Below are 18,264 nucleotides of genomic sequence, written 5' to 3'. Positions count from 1 at the left end.
GGGCGGCGCTGCGCGCGAGCGGTCAGAGGAGGACGGTGGCGAAGGTACCCGTGCGCGCAAAACCCACGCGCTCGTAGGTGCGCACCGCCGGTTCGTTGAAGTCGTTGACGTAGAGCGTCACCGTCCTGGCGACGTGCCGCCGGGTGTGCTCCACGACCGCCGCCATGGCCGGCGCGGCCATGCCCCGCCCGCGCCAGCCGGGGTGCACCCACACGCCCTGGACCTGGGCCACGCCGAGGGCCACCGAGCCCAGGTCAGCCTTGAAGACCACCTGGCCGTCCTCGACCCGCACCAGCGTGTGACCGCGCTCGATGAGCCCGGACACGCCGCGGCGGTAGGCCACCCCGCTGCCCTGGTAGGGCGGGTAGCCGATCTCCTCGGTGAACATCGCGGTGGCGGCGGGCACGACGAGCTCGAGCTCCTCGGGCCGGGCCGGCCGGACGGCCAGGTCCGGGACGACCCCGGGCACCACGGGGTCCTCGATCGTCATGACGTGCTGGGTGGGGCGGACCTCCCGAGGCTTTCCCCAGGTTCGCTCCAGACGGCCCCACAGGTCCATCACCTGGTCGGCGGGCCCGAAGACCGAGCTGGCCCACGTGCGCCGCCGCACCACCTTGGCGGCCAGCGCCCCCAGGGCCCGGCTGCTCGCCTCCACCGGCACGACGTTGGCCGAGCACCAGCACAGCGCACGCTCCCCCCGGAGTCGTAGCCGAAGAGCGGTCCACGCGTCCCCGACAGCCCGCTCTCCACGATCCGCGCGGCGACGAAGACGTTGGTCACCGGATCCGCGGCGCACACCTCGAGCGCGTCGTCGACGTCCCTCATCCCGAGGGCGCGGACGGCACCGAGGCTGCGCAGCATACGCACAGCCTGCCGCACCCGGGCCACCCGGTCGAGGCCGGACCCTCCTTCCGTCACCGGCCCGGGGGTGAGAGGCTGGCCGCACCCCGGGAGCCGGGGAGGGATCGGAAGGGGTGAGGGGATGCAACCCAAAGCGCTCACGGGCAGGGACCGCGACGAGGCCCTGCGCGTGCTCGAGGCCAGCGGCGCGGGCGGGGTCCCGCTCGACGTGCTCGTCGTCGGCGGGGGCGTGACGGGGGCCGGCACCGCGCTGGACGCGACCACGCGCGGGCTGACCACCGCGGTCGTCGAGGCCGGCGACTGGGGGTCGGGCACCTCCCAGTGGTCGACCAAGCTCGTGCACGGCGGGCTGCGCTACCTGCAGATGCTGGACTTCGGCCTGGTCCACGAGGCGCTCACCGAGCGGGGCCTGCTGCTGCGCACGCTCGCCCCGCACCTGGTCAAGCCGGTGCCCTTCCTCATCCCGCTGGAGCACCGGGTGTGGCAGCGGGCCTACTACGGCGCCGGGGTGACGCTCTACGACCTGCTCGCCAACCTCATGCCCGGCCGGCGTGCGCTGCCGATCCACCAGCACCGGGGGCGGTCCGGTCTGCTCCGGGAGTTCCCGCAGCTGCGCGCCGACCAGGCCGTGGGCGCGGTGAAGTACTGGGACGCCACGGTCGACGACGCCCGGCTGGTGTCCACGCTGGTCCGCACCGCGCACGCCTACGGAGCCCACGCCGCGAGCCGCACCCGGGCGGTCGACCTGCTCAAGGACGACTCCGGGCGGGTGGTCGGTGCCAAGCTGCTGGACGAGGAGACCGGGCGCACCTTCGAGGCGAGGGCCCGGCACGTCATCTCCTGCACCGGCGTGTGGACCGAGGAGGTCACCGACCTGGCCGAGACCGACGGCGGGCTGCGGGTGCTGGCCTCCAAGGGCATCCACCTGGTCGTCCCCCGCGACCGGATCGCGGGCGAGAGCGGGCTGTTCCTGCAGACCGAGCGTTCGGTCCTCTTCTTCGTCCCGTGGTCGCGCTACTGGATCATCGGCACCACCGACACCCCGTGGCACCTCGACCGCGGGCACCCGGTCGCGACGGCCACGGACATCGACTACGTGCTGGAGCACGCCAACGAGGTGCTGACCACCCACCTGACCCGCGAGGACGTCGTGGGCTGGTACGCCGGGCTGCGCCCTCTCCTGCAGCCCGGGACGAAGGCCGCCGGCGACAGCGCGAGCATCAGCCGCGAGCACACCGTGGCTTCCCCCGTGGCCGGACTGACGGTCGTCGGTGGTGGGAAGCTGACGACATACCGGGTGATGGCGCGCGACGCGGTCGACTTCGCCCTCGGCGGGCGGGCGGGCGAGCTGCCCTCGATCACCGAGCAGATCCCGCTGCTCGGCGCCGTCGGGGAGGCGGCGATGCGGCGGCGGATGCCGGCCCTGCGCGAGCGCTTCGGCTGGGACGGGCAGCAGACGGACCACCTGCTGCACCGCTACGGCTCGCTCGTCGAGCAGCTGCTGGAGCTGATCGAGGAGGACCCCTCCCTCGCCAGACCGCTGGAGCACGCAGCGGCCTACCTGCGCGTCGAGGTGGCCTACGCGTGCATCAGCGAGGGCGTCCTGCACCTGGAGGACGTGATGATGCGCAGGACGCGGCTCTACTACGAGCAGCCCCGCAAGGGGTTGGCCACCGTGCCCGAGATCGCCGAGATCGCCGTGCAGTGGCTCGGCTGGGACGAGGAGCGTGAGGCCGCCGAGGTCCGGGCCTACGAGCGCAGGGTGCTCGCCGACGAGGCCGCAGCGCTGGAGCCGGACGACGAGAGCGCCGTGGCGGCGCGCGACCGGGTGCTGGCCGGTGAGCAGGTGGAGGCGCCGTGAACGACCAGGCACGGGACCGGGCGCGCCACGTGCTCGCGATCGACCAGGGCACGACGAGCACGAGGGCGATGGTCTTCGCGCACGACGGCACGGTGCGGTCGGTGGCGCAGAAGGAGCACGAGCAGATCTTCCCCAGGGCCGGGTGGGTGGAGCATGACGCGGCGCAGATCTGGCGGAACACCACCGAGGTGATCGGCCAGGCGCTGGGTCGCGCCCACCTCGGCGGCCACGACCTGGCGGCGATCGGCATCACCAACCAGCGGGAGACCACCGTCGTGTGGGACCGGACCACCGGAGAGCCGGTCCACCACGCGATCGTCTGGCAGGACACGCGCACCGACCGGCTCGTCGCCGAGCTCGGCGGTGACGAGGGGGCCGACCGCTTCCGCGAGGTGTGCGGGCTGCCCCTGGCCACGTACTTCTCCGGGCCGAAGATCCGATGGATCCTGGACAACGTCGACGGGGCGCGGGAGCGCGCGGACGCCGGCGACCTGCTCTTCGGCACCACGGACTCGTGGCTGGTGTGGAACCTCACCGGCGGCCCCGACGGGGGCGTGCACGTCACCGACGTCACGAACGCCTCGCGGACGATGCTCATGGACCTGCGGACGTTGTCCTGGTCGGAGGAGGTCGCCGGGGCCATCGGGGTGCCCATGTCGATGCTTCCGCAGATCCGCAGCTCCTCGGAGGTCTACGGGGAGAGCAGCAAGCTGGGCGTCCCGATCGCCGGCGTCCTCGGCGACCAGCAGGCCGCCACCTTCGGTCAGGCCTGCTTCGAGCGGGGGATGTCGAAGAACACCTACGGCACCGGCAACTTCCTGCTGCTCAACACCGGCGGCGAGATCGTGGCCAGCGACCACGGACTGCTCACCACGGTCTGCTACCAGCTCGGCGAGCAGGACCCCGTGTATGCCCTCGAAGGGTCGATCGCGGTGACCGGCTCGCTCGTGCAGTGGCTGCGCGACAACCTCGGGATCATCGACGACGCCGCGCAGGTCGAGGAGCTGGCGAGCCGGGTGGAGGACAACGGCGGCTGCTACGTCGTCCCCGCCTTCTCCGGGCTCTTCGCGCCCTACTGGCGCGACGACGCCCGGGGCGCCATCGTCGGCCTGACCCGTTACGTGACCAAGGAGCACCTGGCCCGGGCCGCCCTGGAGGCCACGGCATACCAGACCAGAGAGGTGGCCGAGGCCATGGAGGCGGACTCCGGCGTGGAGCTGGCAGAGCTGCGCGTGGACGGCGGGATGGTCGCCAACGACACGCTCATGCAGTTCCAGGCCGACATGCTGGGCGTCGACGTGGTCCGCCCCGAGGTGGCCGAGACCACAGCCCTGGGAGCCGCCTACGCCGCCGGCATCGCGGTCGGGTTCTGGAGCCAGCAGGACGTCGTGGACAACTGGCGCGAGGGCCGGCGGTGGAGCCCGCAGATGCCGGAGCACGAGCGCGCCCGGCTCTTCCGGCAGTGGAAGAAGGCGGTCACCCGCACCTTCGACTGGGTCGACGACGACACCGAGGCCGTCGAGGAGGCCGTCGCCGAGCAGGCCTCGGACGGGGGGGCCAAGGACTGACCGGCCGGCTCAGGCCTGCGACGCCTCGTCGAACCACTGCGGTTCCTCGGGGTCGGGGACGATCAGCTCGGGCCGCTGCAGGTCGCTGTTGTCGACGATCCACGTGGGCTGCCACAGCCGCGCCTGCTGCTGGTAGAGACGCTGGGCGCCGGCGGAGCGCTCGTCGGAGAGGTGGTGGGGACCCTCGTCGCCGGCGGCGCTGCTGAGCAGCCCGGCGTCGCCGCAGGGAGGCGTCCCCGCGGACGACGCGGTGACCAGACAGGTCGCGTCCCACTCTCCCCGCAGCTCGGGCCGGCGCAGGAACACGCCCTCCACGATCAGCAGCGCGTCCTCGCCCGGCTCGATCGGGTCGGGCTGCACCGCGTGGTCGGTGGCGACGTCGTGCACGGCGGTCACGATCTCCCGGCCGGCCCGGAAGGGCCGCAGGACCCGCCGGCGCAGCGCGTCGTAGTCGAAGGCGTCCCTGTAGTGGGTCTGCGCGGTCCTCCCGTCGGCGTCGCGCCTGGCCCGGGGGTGGTGGAAGCCGTCGACGGAGACGCTGAGCACCTCGCGGCCGGCCACGTGCGGGGCGATCGCGACCAGCTCGCCCACCAGGCGTGTCTTGCCCACGCCGGCGGGGCCGTCCACGGCGACGACCGCGCGCTCCCCCGGGCGCGTGGCGAGCATGAGCCCCAGCAGGTCCACCAGGACGAGCTGGCGGGTCGGGAGGAATCCGGGCGCCGTCATCCCCCAAGCCTAGGCAGCACGGGCGCGTCCCGCGTCGTAGCGCGGGCAGGCGTGGACGATCTCGCGTGACCGCGACCCCGCTCAGTGACGCTCGGCCGACCACTCCATGTACATGCCGTTCTCCAGCAGGATCGCACCGGGGGGCGCCTCCTTGTGCACGAAACCGAAGCTGCGGTAGAGGTTGCGGGCCCGCACGTTGTCGGCACCGACGTCGAGCCACACGCGCGTCACCTGCGGGCGGGCCAGGGCCTGTTCGAGCAGGTGGCGCAGCAGCAGGCGCCCCAGGCCCTGGCGGCGTCCCTCCGGGGCGACGATCATCCGCCGCAGCTCGACCGCGCCCGGCTCGCTCAGCCCGGCCAGGATGCCGAAGGCGCAGACGCGGTCGAGATGGTCGACGAGCACCCAGTGCTCCATGTCGGCGTCCTGCAGGACCTGCTTGTGCCAGTCGATGCCCCCCTCACCGACCCACTGACGGGTGTCGTTGGCATCCTCGACCTCGGCCACCGCCTCCAGGTCGCGGGGGCGCGTCCTGCGCACGTAGGAACCGACGACCAGCTTGCTGCGGTCCCGCTGCTGGGACCGGGCGCGACGGGCGTGGGGATTGCCCGAGACCCGCGGTGAGGAGATCACGAGCACCTCGAGGTCCTCCTCGCCGTTGTTGCGCACGCGATGACGCACACGGGGGCCCACCTCGATGCCCGATCCGGCCGGCAGCGTGTGGGTGCGCGGCCCCACGGTCATCGTGGCCTCGCCGCGCAGCACGTGAAAGAACTGCCGCGAGCGGTCGTGGGCGTGCGTGCGCGTGGACGTCCCCGGCGGCAGCAGCTCCTGCACGACCGACAGATCGGGGCGGTCCAGCAGGTAGTAGGCGGCGCACGCCTCGTCCCAGGTGGCGCTGCGCACCGTCTCGGGGCTGACCGGTTCCGCTGCCATGGTCAGACGTTACCGGGTGCGCTCACCCCACGCTGACGTCAGGCGCACCCTGTCCTGCCTGCCCGGCGGCCTCCATCTCCTCGGCGATCCGCATGGCCTCCTCGATCAGGGTCTCCACGATCTGCGACTCGGGCACGGTCTTGATGACCTCGCCCTTGACGAAGATCTGGCCCTTCCCGTTGCCGGAGGCCACGCCCAGGTCCGCCTCGCGGGCCTCTCCGGGCCCGTTGACCACGCACCCCATGACCGCGACGCGCAGCGGCACCTCCAGTCCCTCCAGCCCGGCGGTCACCTGGTCGGCCAGGGTGTAGACGTCGACCTGCGCACGCCCGCAGGACGGGCAGGAGACGATCTCCAGCTTGCGGGGTCGCAGGTTGAGGCTCTGCAGGATCTGGTTGCCCACCTTGACCTCCTCCACCGGCGGCGCGGACAGGGAGACCCGGATGGTGTCGCCGATGCCCTCGGAGAGCAGCGCGCCGAAGGCCACCGAGGACTTGATCGTGCCCTGGAACGCGGGACCGGCCTCGGTGACGCCCAGGTGCAGCGGCCAGTCCCCGCGCTCGGCGAGCAGCTCGTAGGCGCGGACCATGACGACAGGGTCGTTGTGCTTGACCGAGATCTTGAAGTCGTGGAAGTCGTGCTCCTCGAACAGGCCGGCCTCCCACACCGCGGACTCCACCAGCGCCTCGGCGGTCGGCCTGCCGTACTTCTCCAGCAGCCGCTTGTCGAGGGAGCCCGCGTTGACGCCGATCCGCAGCGACACCCCGGCGTCCTTGGCGGCCGCGGCGATCTGCTTGACCTGGTCGTCGAACCTGCGGATGTTGCCGGGGTTGACGCGGACCGCCGCGCAGCCGGCGTCGATCGCGGCGAAGACGTAGCGCGGCTGGAAGTGGATGTCGGCGATCACCGGGATCTGGGACTTGCGCGCGATGGCCGGCAGCGCCTCGGCGTCGTCCTGGCTCGGGCAGGCGACCCGCACGATGTCGCAGCCGGCAGCGGTGAGCTCGGCGATCTGCTGCAGGGTGGCGTTGATGTCGGTCGTCGGCGTCGTGGTCATGGACTGCACCGAGATCGGTGCGTCGCCGCCGACCTCGACCTTGCCGACGCGGATCTTGCGGCTCTTGCGGCGCGGGGCGAGCACGGGCGGAGGCGGGGTCGGCAGGCCGAGCGCGACGGGGTTGCCAGGGGTCATGGACGGCATTCTCTCAGGCGAGGCTGGGGATCAGCCGAGGCGGATCGGGTCGACGATGTCGGCGTAGACCAGCAGGGCCGTCATGCCGAGCAGCCCGATCGCCACCGCGTAGGCCAGCGGCAGCGCGGCGGCGGTGTCCACCGGTCCGGGCGTGGGGAGCCCGCGCAGGCGGGCCCAGCCCTTCTTCAGCCCCTCCCACAGCGCCCCGGCGATGTGTCCGCCGTCCAGCGGCAGCAGCGGCACCAGGTTGAAGACGAACAGCGCCATGTTCAGCGAGGCGACCAGAGAGAGCAGGATCCACATCCGGTCCGCGAGGGAGTTCGTCACGACGCCGAGACCCCCCTCCGCGACGTCGCCGGCCACGCGACCTACGCCCACCACCGACATCGGACCGTTCGCGTCCCGCTCCTCGCTGCCGAAGGCGGCCTGCGCGACGTCGACCATCCGCTGCGGCAGGGTGAACACGACGCGCGCGGTCTGGGTGAACATGTCCCCCACGAAGCCGGGCACCGCGCTGATCGGCTGCGGCTGGTAGACGAACGTCGGTGAGGCGCCGAGGAAGCCGGCCTCACCCCATACCTGCTGGCCGTCCGCGTCCAGGCGCGGCGTGCCGTCGGCGTTGACGAGCGGGCGCTCGCGCAGCACGAGGTCGGCGGTGAGGCTCTTGCGCTGCCCGTCCCGCTCCACCAGGAACGTGGCGCGCTCCCCGGAGCTCTGGATCGCGTAGGTCGTCTCGGCCCAGCTGGAGACCGGCTGCCCGTCGACGGCGATGATGGTGTCGCCCTCCTCCAGGCCCGCGGCGAGTGCCGGGGACGGGTCCTGGCCGGCGCAGTCGTCGTTCGCGACGTCCGCGTTGGCGCAGGCGGCCACGTGCGAGACGGTGGGGGTCAGCGCGCCGACACCGTGGACGGTGAGCAGCAGGGTGACCAGGACCGCGGCGATGACCAGGTTCATCAGCGGCCCGCCGGACATGATGACCAGGCGCTTCCAGACCGCCAGCCGGTAGAACACGCGGTCCTCGTCGCCGGGCTCGACCTCGTCCAGGGAGTCCTCGCGCGCCTGCTCGATCATCTGGTGGAAGGGGTTGGAGGAGCTGCGCCGCAGCAGCCCGCCGTCACCCGGGCGCGGCGGGAACATCCCGATCATCCGCACGTAGCCACCGAGCGGGACCGCCTTGACGCCGTACTCGGTCTCGCCGCGGCGCATCGACCACACGGTGGGACCGAAGCCGACCATGTACTGGGTGGTCTTGACCCCGAACTTCTTGGCCGGGATCAGGTGGCCGATCTCGTGCAGCGCGATCGAGACCGCGATGCCCAGGGCGATCACGAGGACACCGAGCAGGTACATCACCGGGAGAGCTCCTTGAGGTCGTGCGTGGCGGCGATCCGGTCGGCCGCCGCCCGGCGGGCCCAGGCGTCCGCGGCGAGCACCCGGTCCACGGTGAGTTCAACCTCCGGGGCGCCGGTTCGGTTCCCGCAGGCATGCTCGTCGACGACCCGCTCGACGACGTCGACGATGCCGGTGAAGGGCAGGCGCCGGTCGTGGAAGGCCTCGACGGCCTCCTCGTTGGCGGCGTTGTAGACGGCCGGGAAGGTCCCGCCCTCACGGCCGACCCGTTCGGCGAGCCGCACGGCCGGGAAGGCCTCGTGGTCCAGCGGGTGGAACTCCCAGGTGCTGGCCCGGCTCCAGTCGCACGGCTCGTCGACGTCCTCGAGGCGCTCCGGCCAGGACAGGCCCAGTCCGATCGGCACGAGCATCCGGGGCGGGCCCAGCTGCGCGATCGTGGAGCCGTCGTGGAACTCGACCATCGAGTGGATCTGCTGCTGGGGGTGCACGACGACGTCGATGTCGTCGATGTCGACGTCGAAGAGCAGGTGCGCCTCGATGACCTCCAGCCCCTTGTTGACCAGCGTCGCCGAGTTGGTCGTGATGACCCTGCCCATCGCGAAGTTGGGGTGGCGCAGCGCCTCCTGCGGCGTGACCTGCTCCAGCTCGGCGCGGCTGCGGCCGCGGAACGGACCACCGCTGGCGGTGAGCACGAGGCGGCGGACCTCCCCGCGCCGGCCGCCGCGCAGGCTCTGGGCGATCGCGCTGTGCTCGGAGTCGACCGGCACGATCTGCCCGGGTGCCGCGGCGGCCCGCACGATCGGTCCGCCGACGATGAGGGACTCCTTGTTGGCCAGCGCGAGCGTGCTGCCGGCCGCGAGCGCGGCCAGGGTGGGCCGCAGCCCGATGCTGCCGGTGATCCCGTTGAGCACCACGTCGACCCCGTTCCCCGCGACCGTCGTCGCGGCCTCGGGGCCGGTCAGCACCTCGGGACGGTATGCCGTGCGCCCGGCCGCCGCGGCCTCCTCGACGAGGGCGTCCTCGAGCGCGGCGCGGGTGGCGGCCTCGTCCCGGGCCAGCGCGACCTGCGCGACGTCGAGGGCCACCGCCTGCCGGGCCAGCAGCCGCACGTCCGACCCGCCGGCGGCCAGGGCCCGCACGCGGAAGCGGTCCGGGTGCGCACGGACGACCTGGATCGCCTGGGTCCCGATGGACCCGGTCGACCCGAGGATGGTCACGGAGCGCTGCCTCACCCCGCCATTGTGCCCTGCCCGGCGAAGGGAGCCGCGCGGGCGCGGACCCAGTCCTCCACCCACCCGGGCCCGACGGGACGGAACTCGACCTCGGCCCGCGTGCCGTCCGGCGGCAGGTCGGCCGCCCAGCAGCCGCGCGGGCCGAGCGCGACGAGGTGGCATGACGGCGGGGGCAGCGGCGGCCGGTCCCCGCCGGTGGCCGCAGCCGCGTGCTCCGGGACGCCTGCCTCCAGCCGCACCAGGCTGGTCGGACGCCCGAGGGCGTCGGCCAGGTCGACGGTCGGCCGGGTGAGGCCCGCCGGTGCGTGGGTGAAGGACGGGCCCGTACCGGCGGCGGCGTTCTCGGGGACGCAGACCGCCACCACCGCGGACACCACCTGATCGGGCTCGGCCAGTGCCAGCTGGACCCCGCCCGGCATCGCGTCCTCCACGCACGCCGCACCGGCGGCGAGGTGGACCAGCCGTTCGCCGTGCCGGGCGTGCGGGTCGTCCGTCAGGTCTGCGCCCAGGCCGTCCCCGACCGGCCCCGCCACCGTCCGGTGGACGCGCAGGACCAGCCCGGCGGCGAGCCGGGTGGACAGCACGGCGTCGAGCCAGACCCCGAGCAGGTCGTCGCCGAGACAGCCGTCCGGGCCCAGGACGCCGCGCAGGGTGAGGGAGCGCACGGCCTCCTCCAGGGCGGGCCCGTCGAGCTCGTCCGGGTCCTCCGCGGCTGTTCCTTCCTCGCGCTCGATGGCTCGCTCCAGGACGTCGAGCTCGGTGTCGGTCAGCACGACGCTCAGGGCCGACCAGTGCGCCGGGTCGACCGTCGTGCTGCTCACGCCGACACCCCGACGGGGACCCTGCCGGGAGCGGCGGGCTGCGGCCGGGGCCCGCCGGCCCAACTCCTGTCCTCGCCCCGCAGCGTGGCGAGCCGGTCGGCCGCCCTCCGCCGGAACTGCGAGACTCCTCGGCTCCCCCGCCTCCAGGTCCGCGCCAGGGCCTGCCCGATCTCCCTCCTGTTGTCGTAGACCGCGTTGCCGATCGTCCAGGCCTGATAGGTGGCAGCCGCACCGAGGCCGACCGCGGCGGCCGCCGGGGCGGCGACGAGCACGGCCACGCCCGTCCCGACCACGGCGCCGACGGCCAGGACGCGGGTGACGCCGCCCCGCCAGCCGCGGTATCCCCCGCCGTCGAGGACCCCCTTCCCCGCGTCGAGCACCACCAGGACCGGGACCGCCTTGCCGACGGCCCCCAGCGCGGTGCCCACGCCGGGGATCTTCGACACCCATCCCGGAGGACTGAGCCTGAGCCGTGCCACGTTGCGCTCGATGCGCTGCTGCATCTGGTGCAGGGTCCGCTCGGCGGACCGCCCGCGGACCCTGCGCAACCGGTACCCCGTCGTCGCCGACGCGGTGAGTGCCCTGCCGTCCTTGGCCAGGTTGACGGCCTGGTCCGTCGTCGCCACCAGCAGCGCCAGGTCGCGCAGGTGCTCGGGCGTCGCCGCCCGGATCCTGTCCAGCACGACCGCGACCGCCTGCTGGACCTGGTCGAAGCGCTCCTGGGCCTGGGCGACGAGGCTCTCGTGCCACCGCTGCGACGAGCCGAGCTCCTCCAGCCGCGCTTCCCACCGCACCGCCGCCACCGGGTCCGTCGGGGCACCGAGGGCCAGCAGCCTGGCCCGCTCCAGCGCGGCGTCCTCACCGAGCCGCGCGTGGTGCCTCACCAGCGCCCCCTCCTCGCGGGCTGCCACCGCCACCCGCGAGATGGCTGCCGCCACGTCCTCGACCTGCGGGGTGAAGGACCGGAGGAGGTCGCCCGCCTCGCCGCGGCGGGCGCCCTGCTCGATCGCTGCCAGTCCGCTCCAGTCCTGCACGGTCGCCGAGGCGACCTCGGCGGCGACCGTGTCGAGCTCGGCGGCGAGCTGACGCAGCGTGCGCGCCGTGGCCTCCAGCTCCTCGGGGTCGCAGGCGAGGACCGAGCTCATCGCAGGACCCGCCCCTCACCCTCGGGCGCACCCCAGCAACCGGTCAGCGCCTCCTCGGTCGCGCTGTAGCCCTGCCCGGCCGCACCGGTGGACGCCGCGAGCCGGGCTACTGCCTCGGCGCCCGCCGCCAGCCCCCGGGCCAGATCACGACCGGTGCCCTCGAGCGCACCGGCCACCGCCGGAGCACCGGCGGCCTGCCCGGCGCAGCCGCCCAGCACCGCCAGCCGGCAGGACAGCGTGTCCAGCGTGCTCGCCGCCCTGGCGAGCCGCCGCGCACCGGCGCCCAGCAGGACCGGGTCCACCTGCACCGCACGCCCCATCGCTTCCGCCTCCCTCCCGCGCCGGTCCCCTCTGGTCCGGGCCTGAGCAGCAGGATAGGAAGAACGCCGGTGCCGGCCGCCGAGTTATCCACAGGAAGGCACGCCACCGCCGAGCGCGCCCGGCGGCTACTCCTCGCCGCGCAGCACCGGCTCCAGCGCGTCCAGCACCCCCCGGTCCTCGATCGTGGAGGGCACCTGCGCCTCCTGGCCGTCGGCGATCTGGCGCATCGTCCTGCGCAGGATCTTGCCCGACCGCGTCTTGGGCAGCGCCTCGACCACGTCGACCCGGCGCAGCGCGGCGACGGCGCCCACCTCGTCGCGGACCCGCTGCACGAGCTCGGCCTCCAGGGCGGCGATCGCTCCGGCGTCCAGGTCCACGTCGGCCTTGAGCACGACGAGCGCGCGCGGCACCTGGCCCTTGAGCGCGTCCCGCACGCCGATGACCGCGCACTCGGCCACCGCCGGGTGGCCGGCGAGCGCCTCCTCCAGCGACCCGGTCGAGAGCCGGTGCCCGGCGACGTTGAGGACGTCGTCGGTGCGACCCATGACGTAGAGGTAGCCGTCCTCGTCGACGTAGCCTCCGTCACCGGTCAGGTAGTAGCCGTCGTAGGCGGACAGGTAGGAGGAGACGTAGCGCTCGTCGTCCTCCCACAGGGTCGGCAGGGTGCCGGGCGGCAGGGGCAGCCGGATGCAGATCGCACCCTCGGTCCCGGCCGGCACCTGCTCGCCGCGCTCGTCGAGCACCTGCACGTCGTAGCCGACCGTCGGCAGCGTCGGGCTGCCCGGCTTGAGGTCGAACAGCGTGATCCCGACCGGGTTGGTCGCGATCGGCCAGCCGGTCTCGGTCTGCCACCAGTTGTCCACGACCGGGATCCCGAGCCGGTCGGTGGCCCACTGCCAGGTGTCCGGGTCGAGCCGCTCCCCGGCCAGGAAGAGCGTGCGCAGCGAGGAGAGGTCGTGCGCCTCGATCAGCTCGCCCCTGGGGTCCTGCTTCTTGACGGCGCGGATCGCGGTCGGTGCGGAGAACATCGCGACGACGTCGTGCTCCTCCACGATCCGCCAGTAGGTGCCGGCGTCCGGCGTCCCGACCGGCTTGCCCTCGAAGAGGACCGTCGTGGCGCCGGCGAGCAGCGGCGCGTAGACGATGTAGGAGTGCCCCACCACCCAGCCCACGTCCGAGGCGCAGAACCACGTCTCCCCCGGCTGCACGCCGAACAGGTTGGTCATCGACCAGCTCAGCGCGACGGCATACCCCCCGCTGTCGCGGACGATCCCCTTGGGCCTGCCGGTGGTGCCGGAGGTGTAGAGCACGTAGAGCGGGTCGGTCGCCCCGACCGGCACGCAGGCGGCGGGGGCGACCGCGTCGGGGTGCATCAGCTGCGCCCAGTCCAGGTCGCGCTCGCCCATCTCGGCCTGGAGCTGCTCGCGCTGGACGATGACGCAGTGGTCCGGCTTGTGCTCCGAGCGACGCACCGCCTCGTCCAGCATCGGCTTGTAGGCGACCACGCGCGAGGGCTCGACGCCGCACGAGGCGGAGACGACGACCTTGGGCCGGGCATCCTCGATGCGGGCGGCGAGCTCGGCGGGCGCGAAGCCGCCGAAGACCACCGAGTGGACCGCGCCGATCCGCGCGCACGCCAGCATCGCGACGACGGCCTCGGGGATCATCGGCAGGTAGATCACGACCCGGTCGCCCTTGCCCACGCCCAGGTCGCGCAGCACGCCGGCAAAGCGCGCCACGAGGTCCAGCAGCTCGGCGTAGGTGTAGGTGCGCCCGGTCCCGGTGACCGGGCTGTCGTAGACGAGCGCGGCCTGGTCGGCCCGGCCGTGCACGACGTGGCGGTCCAGGGCGTTGAAGCAGACGTTGAGCCTCCCGTCGGGATACCAGCGGTAGAAGGGCGGGCGGCTGTCGTCGAGCACCTGGCGCGGCGCCCTGACCCAGTCCACGAGGCCGGCGGCCTCCCCCCAGAAGCCGGCCGGATCGGTCACGCTCGCCGCGACCGTGTCGCGGTAGCCCTGTCTCGCGTCGTCGCTCATGGGCCCAGTCAACACCGTGGGGCCGGGCCGCGTCCGGCGGAGCGCGCTCCGCGTCGACCGGCGGACCGCCTCCGTCGACGGGCGGCGGGGACGGCACGTCGGGCGGCTGCATAGGGTTCGGGGGTATGGAGCACAGCCAGCGACCCGTCAGCGCCCGCGTCTCCGCTGCGCCGGTCGGGGGACGCTCGCTGCCGGAGGTCCGCTACCCCCGGGCGCAGACCCTCGCCAGCGGCCCGCCGCGCGAGGTCGAGGACCGGACGACCTGGGCGCGGCTGCTGCGCGCGCCCGAACCGCTGCACGCGCTGCGGCTGCAGGGGCTGGACCTCTCGGCCGACCGCGACCTGCTGCTCGCCCGCGACGACCTCAGCGACCTCGTCGTCCTGGGCGGCGTGCTCGACGAGGAGGTCCAGGAGCACCTGCGCGAGCACGGGGCGATCATCTTCCCTGCCCTCCCGCACGCCCCGGTGGATCCCTACCGGGCGCGGCTCTACACCCCCCAGGAGCTCTACGCCGGGCTGGAGGAGGAGGGCTACGCCTCGACCGTGGACGCCCGGGCCTACCGCTGGTTCGCGGACGCCGAGGTGCGCCACGACGCCTACGTCACGGTGCTGCGCGCGATCCACGACGACGCCATGTCCGACGCCCTCAGCTCCCGGGTCGAGGGCCGCAGGGTCGTCGGGGTGATGGGCGGCCACGCCCTGCGCCGCGGGTCCGAGGGGTTCGCGGCGGCTGCGCTGCTCGGCCACCGGGTCGCCGGCACCGGGGCGGTCGTCCTCACCGGTGGCGGACCGGGCGCGATGGAGGCTGCCAACCTCGGCGCGTGGGCGCCGGACGAGGTCGTGCTGGCGGACGCCCTCGAGGACCTGGCGAGGGTGCCGGACTTCGCGCCGAACATCGGCGCGTGGGCCGAGTCCGCGCTCGCGCTGCGCCGGGACGCGCCCGGCGAGTGGCCGGGCCGGCTGCGCAGCCTGGGGATCCCGACCTGGTACTACGGCCACGAGCCGCCGAACGCCTTCGCCCAGCTGGTCGCCAAGTTCTTCTCCAACGCGCTGCGCGAGGACCTGCTGCTCGCGCACTCCCGCGACGGGCTCGTCGTGCTGCCCGGCGCGGCCGGCACCGTGCAGGAGATCTTCCAGATGGCCACGCGCCTCTACTACGAGGTCGACGCGACCGACCGGCCGCTGACGCCGGTCGTGCTCGTCGGCCGTCGGCACTGGACCGAGGAGCTGCCCGTCTGGGGGCTGCTGCAGGCCCTCGGCGAGGACCGGCGGATGCGCAAGGCCCTCTTCCTGGTGGACACCGTCGACGAGGCCGCCGCGGTGGTCGCCGGGGGCTGAGCGTGGAGCGGTGACCGCGCCCCGAGGCTGCGGACCGGACCCGTCCGCGACAGGCTCCCCGGGTGATGACCTCCGTCGGTGCCCGGGACTAGCGTCGGGAGCACGGCACACCCCTGACCACGGAGGCGACACCATGACCGACCCAGCCTGGGAGCCCCCGCTCGCCGGCACCGACGTCGAGCACCTGACCGGAACCCTGGAGCGGCTGCGCGCCACCTTCCGGTGGAAGGCCGACGGCCTGGACGCCGAGCAGCTGCGCGCGCGTCCCGTCCCCAGCTCACGGCTCAGCATCGGGGGGCTGCTCAAGCACCTGGCGGTCTGCGAGGACGACGTCTTCGCCTGGCGGATCCTCGGGCAGCGGCCCGAGACCTGGTCGATGGTCCCCGAGGACGACGTCGCCCGCTGGCAGTTCACCGTCGACCCGGACGAGAGCGCCGAGGACGTCTACCAGATCTGGGCCGCCGCGGTCGGCAGGTCGCGCCAGCGGCTGGCGCAGGTCGTGCAGGACGGCGGGCTGGACCAGGACGGCCACCTGGAGTTCGAGGGCGCCCGGCCGGGCGTGCGCCGGCACCTGCACGACCTCATCGAGGAGTACGGCCGGCACACCGGCCACATGGACCTGCTGCGCGAGGCGATCGACGGGCGGGTCGGCGAGGACCCGCCGCGCGACTGGCCGATGATCCCCTGACCCGGCCGGTCAGCGTCAGGCGGTGACGGCCGCCAGCTGCCCGCAGGCGCCGTCGATCTCCGAGCCGCGGGTGTCCCGCACGGTGGTCGGGATGCCGTGCGCGCGCAGCCGCTCGACGAACTGCTGCTCCACGCCCCGGCGCGAGGCGGTCCACTTCGACCCCGGCGTGGGGTTGAGCGGGATGGGGTTGACGTGCACCCAGCCGCGGCCGCGGGCGTTGAGCTTCTCCCCGAGCAGGTCGGCCCGCCAGGCGTGGTCGTTGATGTCCCGGATGAGGGCGTACTCGATCGAGACCCGCCGTCCGGTCGCGTCGAAGTAGCGGCGCGCGGCGTCGAGGGCCTCGTCGACCTTCCAGCGGGTGTTGATCGGCACCAGCTCGTCGCGCAGCTCGTCGTCGGGGGCGTGCAGGCTCAGCGCGAGCGTGACCGGGATCCCCTCCGCGGCCAGCTTGTCGATCGCCGGCACCAGGCCCACCGTCGACATCGTGACCCCGCGGGCCGACATGCCCAGGCCGGCGGGCGAGGGGTCCACGAGGCGGCGGATCGCCCCGATCGCCTGCTTGTAGTTGGCCAGGGCCTCCCCCATGCCCATGAAGACGACGTTGCTGACATGGAGGGCCGCCCGGACGCTCTCCTCGGTGCTGCCCTCGGGGTGCCCCGGCGTGCCGGCACCGTCGTCCCCGTGCTCGACCGCGGTGCCGGCGTGCAGCTCGCCGTGCCGCATGGCCCGCGCGGCGGCGACGACCTGCTCGACGATCTCTGCGGTCGACAGGTTGCGGGTCAGGCCCTGCTGGCCGGTGGCGCAGAACGGGCAGTTCATGCCGCAGCCGGCCTGGCTGGAGATGCACATCGTGACTCGGCCCGGGTAGCGCATGAGCACCGACTCCACCATCGCCCCGTCGTGCAGCCGGTGCACCTGCTTGAGGGTGGCGCCCTCGTCCGCCGAGAGCGTGCGGATCGGCGTCAGCAGCGCCGGCAGGAGGGTGGAGACCAGCTCCTCGCGGCCCTCGCGCGGCAGGTCGGTCATCTGCTCGGGGTCGGTCACGAGCCGCTCGAAGTAGTGGCGCGACACCTGGTCGGCGCGGAAGCCGGGCACCCCGAGCTCCTTGGCCCAGGCCTTGCGGCCGGCGGTGTCGAGATCGGCCAGGTGCGCGGGCGCCTTGCCCCTGCGGGGCGCGCTGAAGGTCAGCCGGCCAGGCTCGGGGCGGGCGGCGGTCGGGGTGGGCAGCTCGGTGGTCATCCCCACCAGTCTCCCATCCTCCGCGGCCACCGGCGTCATCTCCTCAGACGAACAGATGCATGAGCGCCCAGCAGACCGGCGCCGTGACCAGCAACGAGTCCAGACGGTCCATCACCCCGCCGTGGCCGGGCAGCAGGCTGCCCATGTCCTTGATCCCGATGTCCCGCTTGATCGCCGACTCCGCAAGGTCGCCGACGGTCGCGAAGCTCGCGGCGACCGCCCCGAGCAGCAGCCCGGCCCACCAGGGGCCGCCGAGCAGGAAGACCACCGCGAGCAGCCCGATCACCGCGCTGGCGCCCACCGAGCCGGCGAAACCCTCCCAGGACTTCTTCGGCGACAGCGACGGGGCCATCGGGGTGCGCCCGAGGTTGACGCCCACGGCATACCCCCCGGTGTCGCTGGCGACGGTGACAAGGACGTAGGTGAGCACGCGCAGAGCCCCCTGGTCCTCCACCAGCATGAGCGGGGTGATCGCGGCGAGCAGCGGCACGTAGGCGATGACGAAGACTCCCCCGCCGACGTCGCGCAGCGCGCCCTTGGCGGCCCCGACCGAGCGCCACAGCAGGACGAGGGCGGCGGCCGCGACGAATCCCACCGCCAGACCGCGTGTCCCGCCCAGGTAGGCCAGCGGGACCAGCGCCGCGCCCAGCAGCATCGGCGCGAGCGGCGGACGGACCCGGGAGACGCGCAGCGCCTGGTCCAGCTCCCAGATCCCGATGGCGGCCACCGCGGTCACCAGCAGCACGAACAGCGGCGGGTAGAGGAGCAGGCTTGCGATGACCAGCCCGATGAGCAGCAGGCCGACGACGATGGCTGCCGGCAGGTTGCGCCCCGCCCGGCCGGGTGTCCTCGGCGCGGGCGCCGAGGCCCGGCGCGCCCGGTGCTCGCGCCGGGTCCGGGGCGGCTCTCCCGTCGTGTCGTGCATGTGTGCGGCGTCGAGTGTGCGAGGTAGGG

At 73.7% G+C, this 18,264-nt stretch carries 16 protein-coding genes; 4 read left to right on the top strand and 12 right to left on the bottom strand.

Features of this window, described 5'->3' with window-relative positions:
• Positions 1-22: 22 nt before the first annotated feature.
• Positions 23-655: a GNAT family N-acetyltransferase gene (locus DV701_RS00795; RefSeq protein ID WP_324616607.1), complete on the bottom strand. Its 633-nt coding sequence runs from the start codon at positions 653-655 to the stop codon at positions 23-25.
• 327 nt (positions 656-982) lie between these two features.
• On the opposite strand from DV701_RS00795, the gene DV701_RS00790 reads away from it, so the two are divergent.
• The gene (locus DV701_RS00790) at positions 983-2,722 is read left to right on the top strand and encodes a glycerol-3-phosphate dehydrogenase/oxidase (protein ID WP_114926681.1); all 1,740 of its coding nucleotides are present in this window, start codon (positions 983-985) and stop codon (positions 2,720-2,722) included.
• Between the two features lie 68 nt (positions 2,723-2,790).
• Positions 2,791-4,290: a glycerol kinase GlpK gene (gene glpK, locus DV701_RS00785; protein ID WP_229574898.1), complete on the top strand. Its 1,500-nt coding sequence runs from the start codon at positions 2,791-2,793 to the stop codon at positions 4,288-4,290.
• 9 nt (positions 4,291-4,299) lie between these two features.
• Here glpK and DV701_RS00780 read toward each other — a convergent pair whose 3' ends face one another.
• The 9 genes from DV701_RS00780 to DV701_RS00745 all read right to left on the bottom strand — a co-directional run bounded on the left by DV701_RS00780 (position 4,300) and on the right by DV701_RS00745 (position 14,046).
• Positions 4,300-5,016, bottom strand: coding sequence for a nucleoside/nucleotide kinase family protein (locus DV701_RS00780; RefSeq protein WP_114926679.1), 717 nt, complete (start codon positions 5,014-5,016; stop codon positions 4,300-4,302).
• A gap of 81 nt (positions 5,017-5,097) precedes the next feature.
• Positions 5,098-5,949 (bottom strand): GNAT family N-acetyltransferase, encoded by an 852-nt coding sequence (locus DV701_RS00775; protein WP_114926678.1) that lies wholly within the window; start codon positions 5,947-5,949, stop codon positions 5,098-5,100.
• Between the two features lie 22 nt (positions 5,950-5,971).
• Complete coding sequence (gene ispG, locus DV701_RS00770; RefSeq protein ID WP_114926677.1) at positions 5,972-7,141, bottom strand: flavodoxin-dependent (E)-4-hydroxy-3-methylbut-2-enyl-diphosphate synthase; 1,170 nt, start codon at positions 7,139-7,141, stop codon at positions 5,972-5,974.
• Between the two features lie 30 nt (positions 7,142-7,171).
• Positions 7,172-8,491 (bottom strand): M50 family metallopeptidase, encoded by a 1,320-nt coding sequence (locus DV701_RS00765; protein ID WP_202863680.1) that lies wholly within the window; start codon positions 8,489-8,491, stop codon positions 7,172-7,174.
• On the bottom strand, positions 8,491-9,723 hold the full coding sequence (dxr, locus tag DV701_RS00760; protein ID WP_228255137.1) for a 1-deoxy-D-xylulose-5-phosphate reductoisomerase: 1,233 nt from the start codon (positions 9,721-9,723) through the stop codon (positions 8,491-8,493). The genes DV701_RS00765 and dxr overlap by 1 nt, the downstream gene beginning before the upstream one ends.
• Entirely contained in the window at positions 9,720-10,544 is an 825-nt protein-coding gene (locus DV701_RS18585; protein WP_228255136.1) for a hypothetical protein, read from the bottom strand. The genes dxr and DV701_RS18585 overlap by 4 nt, the downstream gene beginning before the upstream one ends.
• Positions 10,541-11,689, bottom strand: coding sequence for a hypothetical protein (locus tag DV701_RS00755; protein WP_114926674.1), 1,149 nt, complete (start codon positions 11,687-11,689; stop codon positions 10,541-10,543). Before DV701_RS00755 ends, DV701_RS18585 begins: the two co-directional genes overlap by 4 nt.
• On the bottom strand, positions 11,686-12,009 hold the full coding sequence (locus tag DV701_RS00750; RefSeq protein ID WP_114926673.1) for a hypothetical protein: 324 nt from the start codon (positions 12,007-12,009) through the stop codon (positions 11,686-11,688). The genes DV701_RS00755 and DV701_RS00750 overlap by 4 nt, the downstream gene beginning before the upstream one ends.
• A 126-nt stretch (positions 12,010-12,135) precedes the next feature.
• Positions 12,136-14,046, bottom strand: a complete 1,911-nt coding sequence (locus DV701_RS00745) for a propionyl-CoA synthetase (protein WP_114926672.1) — start codon at positions 14,044-14,046, stop codon at positions 12,136-12,138.
• 125 nt (positions 14,047-14,171) lie between these two features.
• On the opposite strand from DV701_RS00745, the gene DV701_RS00740 reads away from it, so the two are divergent.
• Both DV701_RS00740 and DV701_RS00735 read left to right on the top strand, forming a co-directional pair.
• Entirely contained in the window at positions 14,172-15,383 is a 1,212-nt protein-coding gene (locus DV701_RS00740) for an LOG family protein (protein ID WP_114926671.1), read from the top strand.
• Between the two features lie 133 nt (positions 15,384-15,516).
• Entirely contained in the window at positions 15,517-16,071 is a 555-nt protein-coding gene (locus DV701_RS00735; RefSeq protein WP_114926670.1) for a mycothiol transferase, read from the top strand.
• A gap of 15 nt (positions 16,072-16,086) precedes the next feature.
• On the opposite strand, the gene rlmN is transcribed toward DV701_RS00735, so the two are convergent.
• Both rlmN and DV701_RS00725 read right to left on the bottom strand, forming a co-directional pair.
• Entirely contained in the window at positions 16,087-17,310 is a 1,224-nt protein-coding gene (gene rlmN / locus DV701_RS00730; protein ID WP_114926669.1) for a 23S rRNA (adenine(2503)-C(2))-methyltransferase RlmN, read from the bottom strand.
• Between the two features lie 43 nt (positions 17,311-17,353).
• Positions 17,354-18,235: a phosphatidate cytidylyltransferase gene (locus DV701_RS00725; protein WP_114926668.1), complete on the bottom strand. Its 882-nt coding sequence runs from the start codon at positions 18,233-18,235 to the stop codon at positions 17,354-17,356.
• Positions 18,236-18,264: the final 29 nt, after the last annotated feature.

The sequence above is a fragment of the Ornithinimicrobium avium genome (assembly GCF_003351765.1).
GTDB classification, from domain to species: Bacteria; Actinomycetota; Actinomycetes; order Actinomycetales; family Dermatophilaceae; genus Ornithinicoccus; species Ornithinicoccus avius.
The sequence above is the reverse complement of the archived record's forward strand: the minus strand, read 5'-3'. Positions and strand labels throughout refer to the sequence as shown.